We start from the raw sequence: 19,311 nt of genomic DNA on the forward strand, positions 1-19,311 counted from the left end.
TACCAGCATCAGAAGTAGAGTCACAATTTTTTAGCAAGGACTTGATCAATCAAACCCCCAAAGAAAATAATATGTTGCGAGAATTTTCGAGAAAGGATTGATTTAATGGTCAAACAATTAAAGTTTACTTAAAATATTTTTAAGATTTCGCTATGGCATTGAATTTAAGTAAACCTAACTCCTTGCAATCAAGCATGAGAGATAAATTTCAAACGAGTGCAGCTCTTACAAATCTTTTAGGATTGCTATATCGACAATAAAGTTCAATATGGAACAGCTTCTAAATCTGCCTATCTGGATACCGCTTTTAGCGGTCAGTGTTGTTATTTTAGGGATTGGTTTTAGTCTGAGGTTGGGTAAACAAACCTCGACTACTTCCTCAAGCTCCTCACAGCCCAGCATAGACTCTACAACAGGACATTATCTTGCGCTTAAGAAAGGGCAGATTGAGCCGGATCAATTTGTCCCCATCTCTGATCAAGCGACGATCAGACAAATGATGACCGAGGCGATCGCGGGTAATCGAACGCGATGGAATCAACTGGCTGCTTCAGAGAAAGTAGTAATGGTTCCCGCAGGTACAGCTGTCGTTTTAAAAAAAGTCACGGAACGATTAGCCGAGGTCGAAGTCGATAGCACTATTCTTAAGGGTAAAAAGCTCGCCGGACAAAAACGGTGGACAGTTGCTGCTTTTGTTCACAAAGTTGTTTAACAAATTCAACTACCGTGTTTCAAGCCATCTCATACGGCTCTAAGCTGACACTTCTAGCAGTAGTAATCTGCCATTTTATAGAAGAAATCAGAGGTGAATTAAAGCGGCTAGCAAGTCATATTCTGTGCAAAGTTTTATACAACGATATCAACGAAAAAGACATTGAATCGTGTGTAGAATGTTCTGTCCTTAAGGTAAGGATTATGATATCGATTTAAATGGTTTCCAGTGCAGATGCGGACGCTTGTAGGGGTGGGTTTAGCTATTTACTAACGGCAAATCCAAAAACTTATCTGCAAAACCCGCCCCTACCGATATCTGCCTTGATCACAATTTAATTTGGTATGACTTACCTGTATTAACGTCAGTTTGGTTTAAGAGCCCGGCGAATGAATTCGCAGCTACTAGGGCGAAGTCCGCCGACGCGGACTCCAGAAAATGCAGATTTGACGAACCGACGCAGGTCAGTTTTACTCCCATAGCGGCGGTTTTAACCGCCGAAGTCCTGATCCCGAATTCACGTTGTATTAGTACTCCGATCGCAAGATCGACATCAAAATTAGAGATTCATAACCATTAGTGGTTTTTAAGCAATCGCGTAGAGTTCCTTCGACGACAAAGCCCGCATTAGCATAGAGAGCTTGAGCACGGTGATTGTGTTCTTTAACGTCAAGCCAGAGTCGATGAGCTTGATAGGTTTCAAACACTAACTGCTTGACTAGTTGGATGGTGGCTTTGCCGTATCCCTGACCTTTTGCTGTGATCACAATCCGCCGAAACTCAATGCTGTCATTGGGGTCAAGCAGTCCGGCTAGAATGACGAATCCAACCGTATCCTGATGCACATCCGTCTGAACTATGAAGTGAGCGATGTCGGGGTCAGCGATCGCCCCTTGATGTTTTTCACGGCTCCAGGGAATGATAAACGGCTGATTGTCGGAGTGTTGTTCAGCAGCGAGGATGTAGTCCAGGTCAAGTTCGGTGGTCTTACGAAACGCTAAGTTCATCACTCGTCAACTTGACTAACACGGCGCAGGTTGACCACATCGCTCATTTTGCGAATTTGGGTCAGTGTCCGTTCCAGTTGCTTATGATCTTGCACATCAATGCCTAAGTTAATCACGGCGGTTTGACCGGGATGAGTCTTCACTTGAGCACTGCGGACGTTGATGTTGTGGTCGGTAAGACGAGACAGAATATCCTTGAGTACACCGACACGATCGATCACTTCAATCAGAATCTGAACCAGATAAGTCTGGGGACGAGTTTTAGTATCGATGGGGTTCCAACTCACGGGGATCAGGCGATCACCCGGAATACTCTCGGTGTTAGTGCATCCCTGCCGATGAATAGTAATACCTCGGCTACCCATTGTGACAACGCCAATAATGGCTTCTCCAGGCACGGGGTTACAACATCGAGCGAGATTGTATAACAGTCCTTCCACCCCTGCGATGGGAGAATCACTCGTGCGGCTGGGCAACCGTACGGGTAATGCTGGAGTTGCAGGAGGGAGCAGCGTTTCCAAATCGTCTGTGGTGGGGGCAGGGGCGATCGGTTGTTGCGCTTTGATAGCTTCGCGCAGACGGTTAACCACCAGATTGAGGGTAACTTCGCCATACCCCAGAGCCGCCAACAGATCATCCACAGTGTGATAATTACATCGCTCTGCTGCTGTTTGCATTGGAGCAGACTTGAGGAGGGCTTCAAAGCCTTTTTTACCCAATTCTTTCTCCAACATCTCGCGACCACGGGCGTAGTTTTCGTCACGGTGCGATCGCTTATACCACTGGCGAATGCGGTTGCGTGCTCCGGTCGTGACGACAAAGTTTAACCAGTCGAGCGTGGGATGCGCGTTCTTTTGCGTCAAGATCTCGACAATATCGCCGTTACACAGGGGCGTATCGAGTGGCACGATGCGTTCATTGACCCGCGCTCCAGCGCAGTGGTTGCCAACTTCGGTGTGAATTCGATAGGCAAAGTCTACAGGCGTTGATCCCCGCGCCAGCGGAATAACATCACCATTGGGTGTGAAGACATACACATCTTCATCGAAGAGGTTGTCTTTGACATTTTCCAGATATTCCTGCGCGTCTTTCAGATCATTCTGCCATTCCAGCAGTTGGCGCAACCAGGTAAATTTCTCATCGTCGTCCGTGAACTTGCTGGAGGAGTGCCCCGACTCTTTGTACTTCCAGTGGGCAGCAATCCCGTATTCAGCAATGTGATGCATCTCAACCGTCCGAATCTGCACCTCCATTGGGCGACCTGACAACCCAATGACAACTGTGTGTAGGGATTGATAGCGGTTGGGTTTGGGTAAGCCGATGTAGTCTTTAAAGCGACCGGGGATCGGGCGGAAGGCATCGTGAACAACAGCTAGGGCGCGGTAACACTCATCCTTGTTCTCGACAATGATGCGCAGGGCGGCTACATCAAAAATCTCGTGGAACTCCTTCTTCTGGCGTTCCATCTTTTGATAGATACCATAGAGATGCTTGGGGCGGCCGCTGATATCTACACAGTGGATGCCCAACTGCCCTAACTCGTGGTGCAACTTGGCGATCGCCTGCTCTAATCGGGCTTCGCGATCGACCCGCTTATCCGTCACCAGTTTCTGCATCTGGCGGTAGGCATCAGCGTCAAGATATTTGAACGCTAAATCTTCCAGTTCCCACTTAAACCGACCGATCCCCAGACGATTAGCTAACGGAGCAAAGATATCCATCGTTTCTTGAGCAATGCGGCGGCGTTTATCGTCTGCCAGGTGCTCTAGAGTTCGCATGTTGTGGAGCCGATCTGCCAGCTTGACCACGATGACGCGAATGTCTTGCGCCATTGCCAGGAACATGCGGCGGAAATTTTCAGCCTGACGCTCAGTTTTGCTGGAGAAGTTAAACTTAGAGAGTTTTGTCACTCCTTCTACCAGTCGCCGCACCTCAACACCGAACCGCCGTTCAATCTCATCGGGAGTGACGTCGGTGTCTTCGACCACATCGTGTAAAAAACCCGCCGCAATCATCGCACCGCCACCGCCCAAGTCTCTTAGCAGACCTGCAACTGCAACAGGGTGGCAAATGTAAGGTTCGCCCGATGCTCGATATTGCCCTTCATGCAGGCAGTAAGCGAATTCAAAGGCACGACAGACTAAATCGGTTTCGGCTTCGGCGTTGTCTGATGCACAAATCATGGGAGATTGTTTGGCAATCAGGCACTGATTCAACCAATCGGGAAGGGTAATGTCAACAGAGTAGGAGGGAGCCGCTACGTTCATCTTTTAGACCCGGTGTTTAGGGTGGCTCAGGGTAGATTTTGCTGATCTTACGGTATAAATGTGCTTAGGTATACCAATTTTGGCAGGTTCGCTGCCATTTCGGTTTCATTTAAGGTGGGGGCTAAAGTAGACGAAAACTCACTAGAGCGAACAATAACTCTAGTAGAGGCACAGGGTGAATGAGAAGCAGTATAAAAAATCGATGCTATTGGGTTGAATTTGACTTACAAACTTACTTGACTTATCAGCTTACTTTAAAAGGTCAGTATGTAAAGAGTGGTTGTTCTACTAATATATACAAACTTCTTTACATTTAATCTGCCTCTTCACCGATATCCCAGATTCTATCGCGCCTCATGCTACCTGTTCTCTATCGTCAGTCCTACGAAGCCCTGCAACAGACATTGCAGCAACTGCAAGCCTCTATTACCGTGGAGAACCCTGATTTGAAAGGGTTTCGAGCGATGTTGCAGACCGCGAAAACCCAATTTCAGCAGCAAATTCTCACACTTGACCCAGAGCAACTTGAGGAAGAGGACAGTGCGATCGCGCTCCGACTGCAATCGATTCAAACTGAGATCAGCAAACAGTTGCGTTTGTTAGATATGGATCTATTGTTTCTACAAACCGCTCGGCAACCCGCTACAGTGCAACAGCGTTACGTTCAAATTGGCGATCGCCTCACTACTTTGATTCGTTATTGCGAGGTGGTGCTGGGAGATGAGGAAGAGGGTGATGAGGGGATGGGGTGATGGTCAATGGTCAGTGGTCAATATAGCGATTCTCGCTCCTCCACTCCTCCACTCCCTCTACTTCCCCACTCACTCCCCTACCCCCTGTCCCCTTGTCTCCCCAGAATGGTTTAATGAGAAGTGTTTGCGTGGAGAGTGGGTTGTGCAGTGTCCTAAAGAAAAACAGGTGGAACTGACGGGTGGTACTTTGGCGGAAGGTCTGGTGGTCAATCACTGCCCCGATTGTGAGGGAATGTGGATCTCAGCCGAAGACTACAAATCGTGGCAGAGCCATCAAGGCAGTGGGGATGAAATTGTCTTGCCCACAACCCTAGATGTCGCCTATACGCCTGCTTCTTTTGACTCTCGAGGTGCTCTCTGTCCCGAATGCAACTGCTATTTAGCGCGAGCTAAAGTTAGCCTCAAAACCCCGTTTTATGTAGAGCGGTGCGTCAATTGTGGGGGGATCTGGTGCGATCGCGGCGAGTGGGAGGTGTTGCAATTCATGGGGATTCACACGGCGATCGACCAACTGTTTTCGAGTGAGTGGCAAACCCGCGTTAAAGAACTAGAATCGGCGGAGCGTGAACGTCGAGCCACGATTGAGAAACTTGGTGAAGATCTTGCCTACCGGGTATTTGAACTAGCTGAGCTATTGGAAAATCATCCCAACGGGGATTTTGGGGTTGCTTACTTGATGCGACGATTTGATCAATAGCCTTCCTGTGGACATCGTTCATGACCAGCTATCAGTTTCCAGACGACTTCATGTGGGGAGCGGCAACCGCTGCCTACCAAATTGAAGGAGCGATCGCGGAGGACGGACGCAAACCCAGTGTGTGGGATTCGTTTAGTGCGATCCCGAAGCGAACCTTAAATGGAGACACTGGCGCGATCGCTTGCGACCATTACCACCGCTATCCTGAAGATGTTCGCCTGATGGCAGAGTTGGGCATCAAACACTATCGCTTTAGCATTGCCTGGACGCGAGTGATCCCCGATGGTCGAGGGACGGTCAACGAGGCAGGAATTGACTTCTACAAACGGTTGGTTGATTGTTTGCGAGAGTATGGCATCACTCCTCATGCGACTCTATTTCATTGGGATAGCCCCCAAACCCTGGAGAAGGAATATGGCTCCTGGCAAAACCGTCAGATTGCCAGGGATTTTGCAGATTATGTGACCGCCGTCGTGAGTCGGTTAGGCGATCGCATCACTAACTGGATGACAATCAATGAAATTCCCTGCTTTACTCACATGGGCTACGAGGTGGGCAAAGTGCCACCGCACGCTCCGGGGACGGTGGTCAAAAATCGCAAAGCTGTTTGGCAGACTTCCCACCATGCACTGCTAGCACATGGTATGGGATGTCAGGCGATTCGGGCTGCATCCAAGGTTCCCTGCTCAGTTGCACTCGTGGATAACTTCGGGGTGACCGTACCCATTCATGAATCGCCTGCCAATATTGAAGCTGCAAAACGTGCCTTTCACACTCACTGGTATAACGGTGGGATCATTGTTCCTGCCTTAACGGGGGCTTACAGTCCGGCGTTGCTGGAGCAGTTGGGCAAGGACGCACCGGATATCCAACCGGGGGATCTGGAGACGATTTACCAACCTCTCGATGCCTTGGGCTTCAACGTCTACACGGGCACCTATGTGCGAGCAGCAGATAACCAGGCTGGATATGAAACCTTGAACTTCCCGAAAGGGTATCCCCGATTAAATATGCCCTGGCTGCAAATCGTGCCAGAGTGCATCTATTGGGGCATTCGCCATATCAGCGAAACGTTGGGGCGATCAGATCTGCCTATTTTTATCAGTGAAAATGGCTGTGCTGCTGAGGATGAGTTGATTCATAAAGAAGTCATTGATAGCGATCGCATCCTCTATCTGCGGCAACACTTCAGATCAGCCCACCGAGCCGTTAGCGAGGGTTATCCCCTCAAGGGCTATTTTGTCTGGAGCTTGCTCGACAACTTTGAATGGGCATGGGGTTACGATCGCCGTTTTGGGCTCATCTACACCGACTACCGCACCCAGGAACGCACTCCCAAAGCCAGCTATCACTGGTATTCCGAGTGTATTCGACAAAATCGAGTTGTGTGAAGAGAGAAAAAAAGAAGAAGGAAAAAAGAAGATCGAATTAGTAGGAATTGGACTCGCCTAAAAATTTTCCCCAATAGACTGGAGTGTGTCTAATACACGCAGATAATTCTGGCGATCGCCCATTTGCTGATACAACATCGCCGTTCTTTTGATGTAAGCGATCCCATCTGACTCGTTGCCTTGTTGAAATAGAAAACTTCCAATATTGAAGTAGGACTGCACCAGATGCGGATCAAGCTTAACCGCTTGATGAAAATCTGCGATACAAGCCTCGTTCCCCTGATCAAAATAGACGCAACCCCGGTTGTAATAGTAGTCTGCCATTCTAGGGTTGTTTGCGATCGCTTTTGAAAAGTCTGCTAATGCTTCTGGAAGTTTCTGCAAGTTCTGGTAAGTTGAGCCACGATTGTAATAGGGTTCAGCTCGTTCTGGGTAGAGTTTAATTGCCTCGGTCAAGCTGCTCAAAGCACCCCGGATATCTCCTCGCTCTTCAGCATGGATCGCCCGTTCAATAAAGGCTTCAAGCGGAGAATCTTTATAAGTAAGGCCCTTCCGGTAATAGTTTTGAATGCGAGGGAGAGCGTTGGAGAGGGGATTATTCGTTTTTCCAGACAAAAACAAATCGACAGTTGCGTCAAAATCGGCAACGGCTTGAGCATAATGATTCAGCCTTAAATAAATCTCACCTCGCGAGTAGTAGGAGGTTACGTCGTTTGGATCAAGCTGAATGCTTTGGGTTAGATCGTCTAACGCTTGCTGTCTATTGCCCAACTCATAATAGGCTAACCCCCGACTGCCATAGGCAACGGATAAATTGGGATCTAACTGAATCGCGTAATCAAAGCAAGAGACTGCACTTTGATAATCCTTCATGGCAAAGCATGTGTTGCCCCAAACAGTGTATGCCTGAGCAAAGTCAGGTTTAAGGGCGATCGCCCCTCGAAAATCGGCGATCGCCTCTCGAAAATTCTGCTGTTTCAGCTTCTCAATCCCACTTAAGAGAAGATTATTTGCTTCGCGGAAGTTAGCTACGGGAGACTGTTCGGAATAACCTGAGGGATCTGGATCAAGGTTAGATGTCATCTCATTGGCTATGCCTAAATAGATCTCCTCCAATCTGGCATAGAGGGCATTGCCTCCCCTCACCCAATCGGATCAACGAGTTAGGCGATTCTATATCACCGGATGAAAGAAAAAGGCTAATCCCAAAACCATGTAGGTCGCCAGCAGCAGCACCCCTTCAAACCAGTTCGATCGCCCATCGGAACTAATAGAATTCGCAATTAGAACCGAGACGGCAACGGCAACCAGTTCAAACGGGTTGAAGTTGAGATCCATCGGTTGCCCGATCGCCCACCCCACCAGAACCAATAATGGGGCAACGAACAAAGCAATTTGCAAGCTAGAGCCTACTGCTACCGAGACAGACAAATCCATTTTGTCTTTGATGGCAACCACAACCGCAGTGGCGTGCTCTGCTGCATTGCCGATGATTGGCAACAGAATCACCCCGGTAAACAGTTCGGTAAAGCCCAGTTTGACGGTCGCCTCCTCTAACGTACCAACTAGATATTCTGACTCGATCGCCACAAAAATCGTTGAAGCCAGGAGAATGCCTGTCCAGAACCAGAGATTGGGTTTATGCGTCAGTGCCTCTCCGGGGGCATCGATCGAGTCGGCATCGGCGATCGCTGTTTCCTCAAATTCGGTGATCCCGACGTCGTAAAGATAGGCATGAGTTCTCATCGAAAACAGCAACGTCAATCCGTAGACGAGAATCAGAACGATGGCGACCGCCACTGATAATTTCTGTAAGTCAGCTTCCTCAATACCAGATGAGGTGAAATTAACGGCAGTCGGCAACAGCATGGCGATCACCGCCAGATTCATAGAAGAAGCATTCACCCGCGCCACGATCGGCTGAAATTCCTGTTCCTTGAAGCGCAACCCACCGAGAAACATCGACAACCCCATTACCAGCAACAAATTGCCAATCACAGAGCCTGTCAAACTGGCTTTAACCACATTCACCAATCCGGCTTTGAGTGCCACCAGTGCCACGATTAATTCAGTCGCGTTACCAAAGGTAGCATTAAGCAAACCTCCCAACGATGGACCGACCACCACCGCGATTTCTTCGGTAGCCGTGCCCATCCACGCTGCCAGGGGAACGATCGCCAACCCTGCGGTAATGAATATCACCAGAGGGCTCCAAGCTAAGTAGTGCGCCGCGATGGAAATGGGAATAAAGACTAACAGAGCCGAGAAGATGAGATTTTTGGTCGTCATGCCAGTTTTGGGACTCAACGAGGTAGAGTGCGTCAACAGGGAATCAGTTGTTTAAGCGTATCAGGCGGGATGGAAATAGAAGGCCGCCCCTAAAACGGTATAGGTTGCCAGTAATAATGCACCTTCTAGCCAGTTCGATCGCCCATCTAGACTGATCAGGTTTGCCACTGCAACAGCGATCGCCACTGCAACGACTTCAAATAGATTAAAGCTTAAATCCATCGGTTGCCCGATCACTTGCCCTACAATCACCAGAATCGGAGCCACCAACAACGCCACCAACAAGCTTGACCCCATCGCAACCGAAACCGACAGATCCATATTGTTTTTGACCGCCACTCGAACGGCAGTCACATATTCTGCGGCTCCACCTACCAGCGGCAGCAAGATCACCCCGGTAAACAGTGGCGTCAAGCCCAATCCAGCGGTTGCCTCCTCGACAGCCCCGACAAAAATCTCAGACTCAAACGCCACCCCAATCGTCGAAATTGCTAAGACTCCCAGCCAAAGTCCCAAATTGGGTTTGTGAGCCGTTTCCCCGCCTTCTCCGCCATGCTCGCCTTCCAGATCTACTACCCCCACTTCATACAGATAGCTGTGGGTTTTGAGGGAAAACAGCAGAGTCAAAGCATAGACCACAATCAGCACGATCGCCGCTGTCACCGAGAGCCGCTCAATCGCGATCTCCTCGACGCCGCCAGAGGTGGCAATCACCATCGCAGGCAAGATGATCGCCGTAACCGCCAGCGTCATGGTAGAACCGTTGACTCGCGCCACAATCGGCTGAAACTCCTGTTCCTTATAGCGCAGTCCCCCCAAAAACATCGATAACCCCATCACCAATAACAGGTTGCTAACGATCGTACCTGTGATGCTGGCTTTAACGATGTCGATCAGTCCGGCCCGCAGGGCAACCAGCGCAATGATCAACTCAGTCGCGTTGCCAAACAGCGCATTCAGTAGCCCGCCGATGGACGGCCCCGCCACCACCGCTACTTCTTCGGTGGCAGTGCTGAGCCAGATGGCAAGCGGAATAATGGCGATCGCCGAGGTAATGAATACGGTCAATGACCCCCACTCCAGACGCTCCGCCGCCAGTGAGATTGGGATAAAGACAAGCAAACCCAGGGAAACAATATTTTTGATTGACATAGAGTGCGATGAGAGTTTTGAGATGTAAGCTCTGTGTGCCTAAATCATTAGAAGCTTAGTACAACCCGGATGAAGTAGCCAGTCAGATTAGGTTAATAGTCAATAGTGAGTAGTCAATAGTGAGTGGTCAATAGTCAATAGTCGATAGTTAATAGTCAGGAAGCAAGGGGTAAGGGGCAGGAGTCAATGGTTAGTGGTCAATGGTCAGTGGTCAATAGTCAATAGTTAGGAGTCAGGAGTCAGTGGTCAATAGTTTATGGTCAGTAGTTAGGAGTCAGGAGCCAAGAGCCATTGTCTAGTGCTGCGTCACAGTTAAAAGTTAGGGTAGTGCGAGCATCTTGCTCGTGCCTGCGTCACGGTTAACAGTCAGGGTAGTGCGAGCATCTTGCCCGTGCCGGGGTGTGTCTAGAATTTTGGGTAAAACCTTATTCTGTCTTCGCTCTAACCCACCCGCAACTGAAGTGCGGGCTCATGGGATGAAGTCTGCTAAAGCAGGCCAGGAGAGGTTTTCAGTCCACCTTAGTGGACTTTGGAAAGTAGCCCGTCATTGATGCGCGGGCGGATGGGAACGGTAACAGACCCACTTTAATTGACATAGCCACTATTGACCATCAACCATTGACCATTGACCATCAACCATTGACCATTGACCATCAACCATTGACCATTGACCATCAACTATTGACCATTGACTATCAACTATTGACCATCAACCATTGACCATCAACCATTGACCATCAACCATTGACCATCAACCATTAACCATCAACCATTAACCATCAACCATTGACCATCAACCATTAACTATTAACCATTGACCATCAACCATTAACGATCGCCAAACATCTTTTATTTCCTGTGAGGCGAGAGTTTTCCACAGCTTAAAACTTGCGTTAGGATGAGGTGAAGTTTACAAACCGCAATAAATATCCATAGCCCTTATGACCGTTGTTTACCCCCGCAAGCTGCAAAGCTCGTTTGGCACCATGAGTGCTCGCGATGTGCTGCAACAGGTCGTGCGCGATCGCGAAATTCATCTCATCACATTGAATCGGTACCGCTACAGCGAACAGCGGAGTTGCAAAGATTTAACAAATTTGATTGAATTTCTCGATGGTACTCCCGCAGAACTCGTCAAAGATTTGTCTCATCACATCTCTGACGAAGCTCGCCATGCTTCGTGGTTGACTGATTTGCTAGTCGAATTGGGTGCCGATGTGGGCACTCCTCCCGGTTCTTCCTACATTGATGAATTTGAGCGACTGCTTGATCGCGATCGCCCCAGTTTGACTGATACCAAAGATGATTTTGTGATCTCGTCGATTGCGGCAATTAATGTCACTGAAAAGCGTGGTTGCGAATACTTTTCGGGTCACATTTACGCACTCAAAAAAGCTCCCCAAACTGAAGAAAATATCAAAATTCGCGAAACCATCGAACGCATTCTGCCTGAAGAAGCCGGACATGTCCGTTGGGGCAACCGTTGGTTAGCCAGAATGGCAGAAAAAAGCCCTGAGCACCGCCAAAAGGTAGAACAGGCAAAACTCAAATACGCCGCGATCGAACAGGCGGCCTTTGAATCGGGGATGGACATCACCCTCGGTGCAGAGTTGCGCCGCGTTGGCAATCTGCTCGACATCGCTAACACACTCCCTGTCTGGGAGCGTCCTCAATATCTGATGGAGCGTTTGCCTCAGACCTTACTCTCCCCCGATTTACAGCGCACTCGCATTGATGTTGTTCAACGGGCATGGCAGCGTGATCCTAAGGCATTTATGGAACGCTTTGTGCCTATGTTCCTCAATGGTATTAACCGCATTGAGAAAGAACAGGTCAAGAAAAGTGCCTAGAGCGATCGCTTAACCTCATTTCAATCTAAGCCAATTTAGCAGAGGGTAATCCGATAGGATGCCCTCTTTTTTGTTAGCAACCAAGGATGCAGCTCAGCAGCACCCGTACTTGGAACCGATGCGAAGCGCGCCTTTGGGTTAACCGAGACACCTTCTGCTAAGGGGGTTTGGGGGAGGCAGTGGCGTCCCCCAATCGGGGGGTTGGGGGAGAATCCCCCAATGCTTGGTTTTCAAAAGCACAAATCAATTTGACACCACCGAGTAATGGTGGCAAAATAATGTCACCACTCATCAGTGGTGACATTATGGAATCATTCATTCTTTCTCTGGGCGAACTTGGGTTAACAAGCTACGAAGCCTCAGCTTATGTAGCTTTGCTGAGTCGCAGCAGTTTTACCCCAACTGAGTTAGCAACCCATGCCAAAATTCCACGACAACGCATTTATGACGTGTTGAAATCGCTGGAAGACAAAGGGTTGTGTCTATCGAAAGACACCTCTCCTCGCACCTTTATGGCACTTGACCCGCAGTTAGCACTGGAGGCTTTAAGTCGGCAACGAACTGAGGAGCTTGAGCGCGAACGGCAACGTACGGCTCAACGTGCCAGCGAATTAATGGCAGCATTAGCCCCCATGTTCCAACTGGGGCGCGGGCACAACGATCCCTTAAGTTACATTGATGTGTTAGGCGACCCTGTACGAATTGCCAGCATGGCGTTGAAATTGGCTCAAGGAGCGCACCATCAGGTCAATTCCTGCATCAAACGACCGATGGTTTTAAACCAGGAGCAAAACTGGACATTTATTCGAGAGCCATTGTCGCGAGGAGTGATGTACCGCGCACTGTATGAATACTCTGCGCTCAAGGATGAGGAGTTGTACGTCTGGATGACGACCTTTCAGAGTTGGGGACAGGAGATTCGCCTGGTGCCGGAACTGCCAATCAAGATGCAGGTGTTTGACGAAGACGCCGTGCTGGTGTCGCTGCAAGACCCGGTGGGGGGCACTCCGAGCTTTACGGCGATCGCCATTCGTCATCGAGGTATGGTCGCCATGATGAATCTAGCATTTGAGCAACTGTGGGAACGGGGTGAACCGTTTAAGGAGTAGGGGTCGAGGAATCATCAACGCTACAGGATCTAAGGAGGTCAGAGATGGCATGTGTGGCAGCGGAACCGCTTTTTGTTGAGGGATATCGTCCGGGTTGCATTGGGCGAATTGTTGAACTACACGGCAGCTACTACTACCGGGCTTGGGGTGTGGGGGCTGTGTTTGAGATGCTGATGGCTCAGGAGCTCTGCGAGTTTTGTGAGCACTATGATGCAGAGCATGATTTATTGTTAACAGCCTCTGTGGGCGATCGCTTGATTGGCTCGATCGCCATTCAGGGGAGCCGCGATACGACTCACACGGCACGATTACGGTGGTTCATTGTCGAAGAGGGATATCACGGTCGAGGCATTGGTCGCGTGCTGTTGGAGCGATCGCTCAATTTTTGTCGAGAGCGAGGGTTTCACAAGGTTTATTTGTGGACGGTGGATGAGTTGCCGCGATCGCGTCATCTGTATGAAAAAGTAGGCTTTTGCGTTGTCGAACAGGGCATCGACTCTCGATATGGAACAACTCTGCTGAGCCTCAAAATGGAGCTTAATTTACAGTGAATTTTGTAGGGCGTGTTGAGCTTTACAAATCTGTGCCAATCTGTGCCAATTGACAGACTGCATCAAAATCATGGCTCGTTACCATAGTCAGTGCAAAATCGAGGCACAGATTGAGGTATTGACAATGGTCATGACAGGATTGGATGTATTCGACAAAACAACTCAGCAAACTCAGCTCTGGGTGAATGAAGTTGCTCGTGAACTGGGATGGGACGATCACCACAAGACTTTTCAGGTGTTGCGAGCCACGTTGCATGTGCTGCGCGATCGCCTGACCCTGGGCGAAGCTGCCAATCTGGGTGCAGAACTGCCGATTTTGTTAGCTGGGTTTTATTACGAAGGCTGGAAACCAGAAAGAACGCCCACCAAAGAGCGCACTAAAGCCGCTTTTTTGGAGAGTTTGCAAAATCATTTCCGTCATTACTTCCAAAACAACGAATTTGATGTAGACATCGAACAGGCAGCACGAGCCGTGTTTAAGGTGATTAGCGATCGCGTCCCCACAGGCGAAGTCGAAGATGTCACCGGAATTTTGCCTGCGGAATTAAAAGAACTGTTTCCTGAAGCGGTGCGTGCTTAATGCTTTAACAACTCAAATTAGCGACAGGGGCATGACATATCGTGCCCTACCAGAAATGAATGTGTTGCAACTATAGCCGTAACCACATTAGAGGGGGCGGAGGCGAGTCAGAAAGCTCCCCCAGCATCAGGATTTGAGCCATTGTTATTGTCCTGAGCTTTCTGACCAGAGCGATATTTATCAAGAGGACTCCAACCATGACAGACATGCAAAAACAAGGCAAACCGACCGATCAGAGAGCCGATGAATGGCAGCGTGACCTTAATCCAAATTCACTAGAAAATCGCAATGGGCTAGAAGGTGCTCAGTTTGAGAAGGCTTCACCAACAGCCTATGACATCAAGGAATTGCACCGCCATCTCGCCGATTACAGCGATGATGAATTGAAACGCATTGTCGTGCTCCCCACCGGAACTCGACTCAAAGAAGGGGCAACCTACATTGACTTAGAAGATCCAGAACGCCAGGAATTTACGGCAATCGGGGGTGTTGAAGCAACTCCCGACCACTGGTATGTTCCTAAAACGGAAGTCGATTACCCGCTGTGGAATCGGCTAACAGGTGTAAACGATCCAGAGCGGTTAGATCAAAGCCCTCAACGTTAATGGTGGCGATCGCCGTTTGACGCGATTAAAACGTAAAAAAATCAATACACTTTAGGTTGAACCAGCGGGCAAAGGATAAAGTTGGGATAAGTTGCGATTTGACGGCTCAAGATTTCACACCTAGGGGTCAATCCTTATCAGGGGCTGACCTTTTAGTATGAGATAGTCCCTACAGTTATTGGATGACTGTTGGCAAGTCGTTGCGGCCTCCCCTTCATTACTTTTGACTACACAGCCATTACAACCTGCTATTTATGACCTACACTACCGATTTAGAATCCGATGCTAACCAAAGCCTTGTCAGCACAACAATTGCTGAGGCAAATCATGTTGAGGTCATCGAAACGGTCATTTCTAGCCTGCAAGAAGACCAGAGCGCGATGGTCAGCCAAACCGAGCAGGGGCACCTGTGGAAATTCAAGTATGGCAGCGTTGAGGTCTACGTACAGCTTTCAGGCACCTCTGACGAGGATATGTTGATCGTCTGGTCGCCGGTACTTAAGTTACCCGTTAAGAATGAGCCCCAACTGCTGCGAAAGCTACTGGAATTGAACTGGTCTAGCACCTTTGAAGCACATTTTGGCATCGTCGAAAATCAGGTAGTTGTGTCGTCTCAGCGATCGGTGGCAGAGTTGTCTCCAGGGGAAGTCTCTCGCAATATCACCGTGGTGGCAACCGTTGCCGATGACCACGACGAAGCTCTTACCGCTGAGTTTGGACACACTTAAGAGGGTAGGGCAAATGTGGGCGAAACAAAGCATCCCCAATGGGGTAATCGTTGGCGGTTGATTCCCTGCGTTGAGGCACCCGGACATCTGCACATGGGGCTAGATGCCTGGTTGTTTGAGCAGCACTGTACAGGGCTACATCCACCAACATTGCGGTTTTATACCTGGTCGCCTGTCGCCATCTCATTGGGCTATCACCAACAGCGATATCCAAATACCTGGCATGATTTGACCTGGCAAGGCGCACTGGTCGATGTGGTGCGTCGTCCGACCGGGGGACGGGCTGTGTTGCATCAGGGCGACCTGACCTATGCTGTGATTGCATCTGATCTGCCGACCAATCGCCTCGCGGCTTACCAGCAGATCTGCGAGTTTTTAATTGAGGGGTGGCGATCGCTCGGTGTGTCGCTGCATTTTGGGCAAGCCGGACGGGGTTACATCCACAATCCCAATTGCTTCGGGACGGCAACCGGAGCCGATCTGGTTTTACCCGATGGCACAAAGCTCATCGGCAGTGCTCAATTACGTCGAGGAGCGATCGCCCTACAACATGGTTCTATGCGGCTCGCAACCGATTCAACCTTCTATCAGCAGGTATTCGGGGCAGGCCTGGAGGCAGGTGTTCCCACCCCCGATGCCCTACCCCTCGATTTTCGCCGGGGTGACCATTGGCAACGGGTGATAGATGCCCTGACCGCCTCCGCCGAACGCTGTTTTGGCATTCAACTGGTGCCACAACCGCTATCAGACCAGGAGTGGCGAACGGTTTCAGCCATCAGTGAAGCTTATAAAGTCAGCGGCTGAGAGTTGAGTGGGGCGGATTCCTTTCAACACCACTAAATTGCTGCTGCCATAGCTGACGACCGTATCTCGTCCTCGACGGGTGATCCGCAGGTCTTCAAACTCAATGTCTTCGGCTAGTGCAAGGCGATCGCTCCGGTCTTCAAAATCCAAAATCGTATCCAGACCATTGCGCAGTTGCACCACAAACTCATCACGTCCTCTACCGCCAGTGAGTTGATCTAACCCCCGACCCCCAATCAGGGTATCGTTGCCTCTGCCACCATCCAAAATATCTCTGCCGACTTGACCCACGAGCGTATCGTTGCCCAGCAATCCTTGCAACAAATCATTGCCTCTACCGCCGTTGAGGATGTCGTTGCCAATCATCCCCAGCAAAATATCGTTGCCGACCAAGCCAATCAGAATATCGCTGGCAACCGAGCCAATAATATTGTCGTTGTCGTTGCCACCCCGAAACAGGTCAAGACCAATCAGGTCATCGACAAAATCAAGATCGCCCAAGTCATCAAAAATATTGTCCAAACCGTCGAGCAACTCGATGTCATTCAGGCTGTCAAACACGTCTTCAAAGACATCCCCAATGCCATCAAAAATGTCGTCCAGATCGGGGATTTCGGGTAATGCCATAACACGTTCCTCTAACCCTTCCAATTCCAGCGTAAGAGGTGCGATCGCCAATCACCTCATCCTATCGGTCACTCTACAAACTGTCCCCTGGTGGTTTTGATGCGGCTAAATAAAACTATGCCTTCCGGCAGTTGCGCCTGTAGCCAAGCTGTTGAATGACTTTTAGTAACGAGCTGTCCACACAGCGTAGATGAAGGCTCGCCAACCCCTCCTAATGACGACCTCGTTAGACCATCTATCTCCAGGTAGACCACCGATAATGAGGGGGATTACACCTTTTGGCATTTCACAAAACCACTCCTAATGCTGACCTCCGTGTTTCACGCTCCTCTGCTTGACGTTGCCCTTCAACGGTTGCTTAATCCACTCGTTGCATCTGCCATGTTTATTCCCCATGGACATTGCTATCTGTGGAAACCTGAACTGCTGTGGTTGCACATTTTGTCTGATGGATGGATTGCCCTGGCTTATTACTCCATTCCCATTACCCTCGTCATCTTTGTTCGCAAACGACAGGACTTACCCTTTGATTGGGTGTTTTTGTTGTTTGGGGCATTTATTGTCGCCTGTGGCACAACCCATTTGTTAGAGATCTGGACGCTGTGGCATCCTACATATTGGCTCTCTGGCTTTGTCAAATCTATTACAGCTCTGGTTTCAGTCAGCACAGCGGTGTTACTCATTCCCCTCGTGCCAAAGGCTCTTGCTCTGCCTAGCCCAGCCCTGTTAGAGGTGACCAATCGAGAGTTAGAACGGGAAATCGCAGAACGGCGCAAAAGCGAAGCACGATATCGGGCGATCGTTGAAGACCAGACGGAGTTAATTACTCGATTTCAACCGGATGGCACATTGTTGTTTGTTAACGATGCATACTGCCGTTATTTTGGGTTACAGCCAGACCAAATTATTGGTCAGCAATATCAACCTGTTATCTATGAAGCCGATCGCGAAAAAGTTGCTCAAGCGGTTGCGACCATGAGTCTTGACAATCCGATGGTCACAATCGAAAACCGAGTGATTGTGGGTGACGGAGTTCGGTGGACTCAGTGGATCAATCGAGCCTTGTTTGATCAAAATCAGCAGTTTATTGAGTTTCAATCGGTTGGACGGGATGTAACGGAGCGTAAGCAAGCTGAAATAGCTCTAGAGAATAGCCAACGATTTATTCAAAAGATTGCAGATACGGCTCCTGTATTGCTATATGTCTACGACTTCATTGAAAACCAGATGATTTATAGCAATCGGGACACAGCAAATTTACTGAATCGACAGGGTAATTTAACGGATACGGACAACGATGCAGCAAAAGATTATGCATTGCGTGCTTCATTACATTTGGATGATTTAGTGCAAGTTAGCGAATGGCGACAACAGTGGTATACCATGACTGAAGGAAACGTTTTGCAGCGAGAATATCGTTTGAATCAAGGTAACGGAGAATCACGTTATTTTCAATGTCAGGAAACGTTATTTTCACGGACAGATGAGGGAGCACCACAACAAGTTTTGGGTGTTGCTGTAGATATTACCGATCGCAAGATGCTGCAAAAACTGCAAGCGTCATTAAAAGAGAAACAAGTACTGCTGCAAGAGATTCATCACCGGGTTAAAAACAACTTGCAAATTGTCTACAGTCTATTGCGGCTTCAGACTCGTCATAGTTCCGATCCGCACTTGATCAGCAGTTTATTAGAGAGTCAAAACCGGATTAAATCAATCGCCCTGGTTCATGAAAAGCTATATCGCTCAGATGATATAGCAAAGATTGATTTTTCCCAATACATCAATAGCCTTGCAGCGTATCTATTCAGTGCTTATAAGGTTGACTCCAATGCGATCGCCCTGGAGACTGAGATTGATTCGATTATTTTGGGCATTGGTCAAGCGGTGCCCTGCGGGTTGATTATCAATGAACTGGTATCAAATGCTTTGAAATATGCATTTCCGGGTAATCTCAGGGGAACAATTACGATAACGTTGCACACCCAAGAACAGTCTCAAATTGTTCTCTGTGTCAAAGACAATGGGGTTGGTCTTCCTGAATCCCTTGACTTAACTGAGCCAACGTCCCTGGGGTTACAACTAGTTCAAGATTTTGTCGATCAGTTGGATGGCAACATTCAGATTGACCGATCGCCTGGGACAACCTTTACAGTGACCTTTTCATCGGAAACCCGCTCTTGATTGTCT

General features: G+C 49.0%; 18 protein-coding genes. 12 read left to right on the forward strand and 6 right to left on the reverse strand.

What is annotated here, in order from left to right:
• Nucleotides 1–268: 268 nt before the first annotated feature.
• Nucleotides 269–712, forward strand: a complete 444-nt coding sequence (locus H6G89_RS28945; protein ID WP_190513249.1) for a hypothetical protein — start codon at nt 269–271, stop codon at nt 710–712.
• A gap of 527 nt (nt 713–1,239) precedes the next feature.
• Here H6G89_RS28945 and H6G89_RS28950 read toward each other — a convergent pair.
• Together H6G89_RS28950 and H6G89_RS28955 are read right to left on the reverse strand one after the other, a co-directional pair.
• A complete protein-coding gene (locus H6G89_RS28950; protein ID WP_190513251.1) occupies nt 1,240–1,719 on the reverse strand; it encodes a GNAT family N-acetyltransferase in 480 nt (159 codons plus the stop codon).
• Nucleotides 1,719–3,986 (reverse strand): RelA/SpoT family protein, encoded by a 2,268-nt coding sequence (locus H6G89_RS28955; RefSeq protein WP_190513253.1) that lies wholly within the window; start codon nt 3,984–3,986, stop codon nt 1,719–1,721. The genes H6G89_RS28950 and H6G89_RS28955 overlap by 1 nt, the downstream gene beginning before the upstream one ends.
• A gap of 356 nt (nt 3,987–4,342) precedes the next feature.
• Here H6G89_RS28955 and patD point away from each other — a divergent pair, with 356 nt between their 5' ends.
• Genes patD through H6G89_RS28970 form a run of 3 tightly spaced genes read left to right on the forward strand, consistent with a single transcriptional unit; the run spans nt 4,343 to nt 6,826 of the window.
• The gene (gene patD, locus H6G89_RS28960; RefSeq protein WP_190513255.1) at nt 4,343–4,738 is read left to right on the forward strand and encodes a heterocyst frequency control protein PatD; all 396 of its coding nucleotides are present in this window, start codon (nt 4,343–4,345) and stop codon (nt 4,736–4,738) included.
• Nucleotides 4,739–4,751: 13 nt separating this feature from the next.
• Nucleotides 4,752–5,435 (forward strand): zf-TFIIB domain-containing protein, encoded by a 684-nt coding sequence (locus H6G89_RS28965; RefSeq protein ID WP_309230119.1) that lies wholly within the window; start codon nt 4,752–4,754, stop codon nt 5,433–5,435.
• Between the two features lie 20 nt (nt 5,436–5,455).
• On the forward strand, nt 5,456–6,826 hold the full coding sequence (locus H6G89_RS28970; protein WP_190513257.1) for a GH1 family beta-glucosidase: 1,371 nt from the start codon (nt 5,456–5,458) through the stop codon (nt 6,824–6,826).
• 57 nt (nt 6,827–6,883) lie between these two features.
• On the opposite strand, the gene H6G89_RS28975 is transcribed toward H6G89_RS28970, so the two are convergent.
• The 3 genes from H6G89_RS28975 to cax (H6G89_RS28985) form a co-directional block, all read right to left on the reverse strand.
• Nucleotides 6,884–7,909, reverse strand: coding sequence for a tetratricopeptide repeat protein (locus tag H6G89_RS28975; protein ID WP_190513259.1), 1,026 nt, complete (start codon nt 7,907–7,909; stop codon nt 6,884–6,886).
• A gap of 90 nt (nt 7,910–7,999) precedes the next feature.
• A complete protein-coding gene (gene cax / locus H6G89_RS28980) occupies nt 8,000–9,115 on the reverse strand; it encodes a calcium/proton exchanger (RefSeq protein WP_190513261.1) in 1,116 nt (371 codons plus the stop codon).
• Between the two features lie 60 nt (nt 9,116–9,175).
• Nucleotides 9,176–10,267 (reverse strand): calcium/proton exchanger, encoded by a 1,092-nt coding sequence (cax, locus tag H6G89_RS28985; protein ID WP_190513263.1) that lies wholly within the window; start codon nt 10,265–10,267, stop codon nt 9,176–9,178.
• 941 nt (nt 10,268–11,208) lie between these two features.
• On the opposite strand from cax (H6G89_RS28985), the gene H6G89_RS28990 reads away from it, so the two are divergent.
• The 7 genes from H6G89_RS28990 (at nt 11,209) to H6G89_RS29020 (ending at nt 16,494) form a co-directional block, all read left to right on the forward strand.
• A complete protein-coding gene (locus H6G89_RS28990; RefSeq protein WP_190513265.1) occupies nt 11,209–12,117 on the forward strand; it encodes a ferritin-like domain-containing protein in 909 nt (302 codons plus the stop codon).
• A 278-nt stretch (nt 12,118–12,395) separates the two neighbouring features.
• A complete protein-coding gene (locus tag H6G89_RS28995; protein WP_199336989.1) occupies nt 12,396–13,226 on the forward strand; it encodes a TrmB family transcriptional regulator in 831 nt (276 codons plus the stop codon).
• A 44-nt stretch (nt 13,227–13,270) separates the two neighbouring features.
• On the forward strand, nt 13,271–13,777 hold the full coding sequence (locus tag H6G89_RS29000; RefSeq protein WP_190513267.1) for a GNAT family N-acetyltransferase: 507 nt from the start codon (nt 13,271–13,273) through the stop codon (nt 13,775–13,777).
• 70 nt (nt 13,778–13,847) lie between these two features.
• On the forward strand, nt 13,848–14,357 hold the full coding sequence (locus H6G89_RS29005; protein WP_242060169.1) for a DUF2267 domain-containing protein: 510 nt from the start codon (nt 13,848–13,850) through the stop codon (nt 14,355–14,357).
• A 197-nt stretch (nt 14,358–14,554) separates the two neighbouring features.
• Nucleotides 14,555–14,962, forward strand: a complete 408-nt coding sequence (locus tag H6G89_RS29010; RefSeq protein ID WP_190513269.1) for a hypothetical protein — start codon at nt 14,555–14,557, stop codon at nt 14,960–14,962.
• 254 nt (nt 14,963–15,216) lie between these two features.
• Nucleotides 15,217–15,690, forward strand: a complete 474-nt coding sequence (locus H6G89_RS29015; RefSeq protein WP_190513271.1) for a YbjN domain-containing protein — start codon at nt 15,217–15,219, stop codon at nt 15,688–15,690.
• A gap of 93 nt (nt 15,691–15,783) precedes the next feature.
• Nucleotides 15,784–16,494: a lipoate--protein ligase family protein gene (locus H6G89_RS29020; RefSeq protein ID WP_190513366.1), complete on the forward strand. Its 711-nt coding sequence runs from the start codon at nt 15,784–15,786 to the stop codon at nt 16,492–16,494.
• On the opposite strand, the gene H6G89_RS29025 is transcribed toward H6G89_RS29020, so the two are convergent.
• Nucleotides 16,459–17,121, reverse strand: coding sequence for a calcium-binding protein (locus tag H6G89_RS29025; RefSeq protein WP_190513273.1), 663 nt, complete (start codon nt 17,119–17,121; stop codon nt 16,459–16,461). The genes H6G89_RS29020 and H6G89_RS29025 overlap by 36 nt on opposite strands.
• A gap of 303 nt (nt 17,122–17,424) precedes the next feature.
• Here H6G89_RS29025 and H6G89_RS29030 point away from each other — a divergent pair, with 303 nt between their 5' ends.
• A complete protein-coding gene (locus H6G89_RS29030) occupies nt 17,425–19,305 on the forward strand; it encodes a sensor histidine kinase (RefSeq protein WP_190513275.1) in 1,881 nt (626 codons plus the stop codon).
• Nucleotides 19,306–19,311: the final 6 nt, after the last annotated feature.

Source organism: Oscillatoria sp. FACHB-1407 (assembly GCF_014697545.1).
In the GTDB taxonomy this organism is placed as follows: Bacteria; Cyanobacteriota; Cyanobacteriia; order Elainellales; family Elainellaceae; genus FACHB-1407.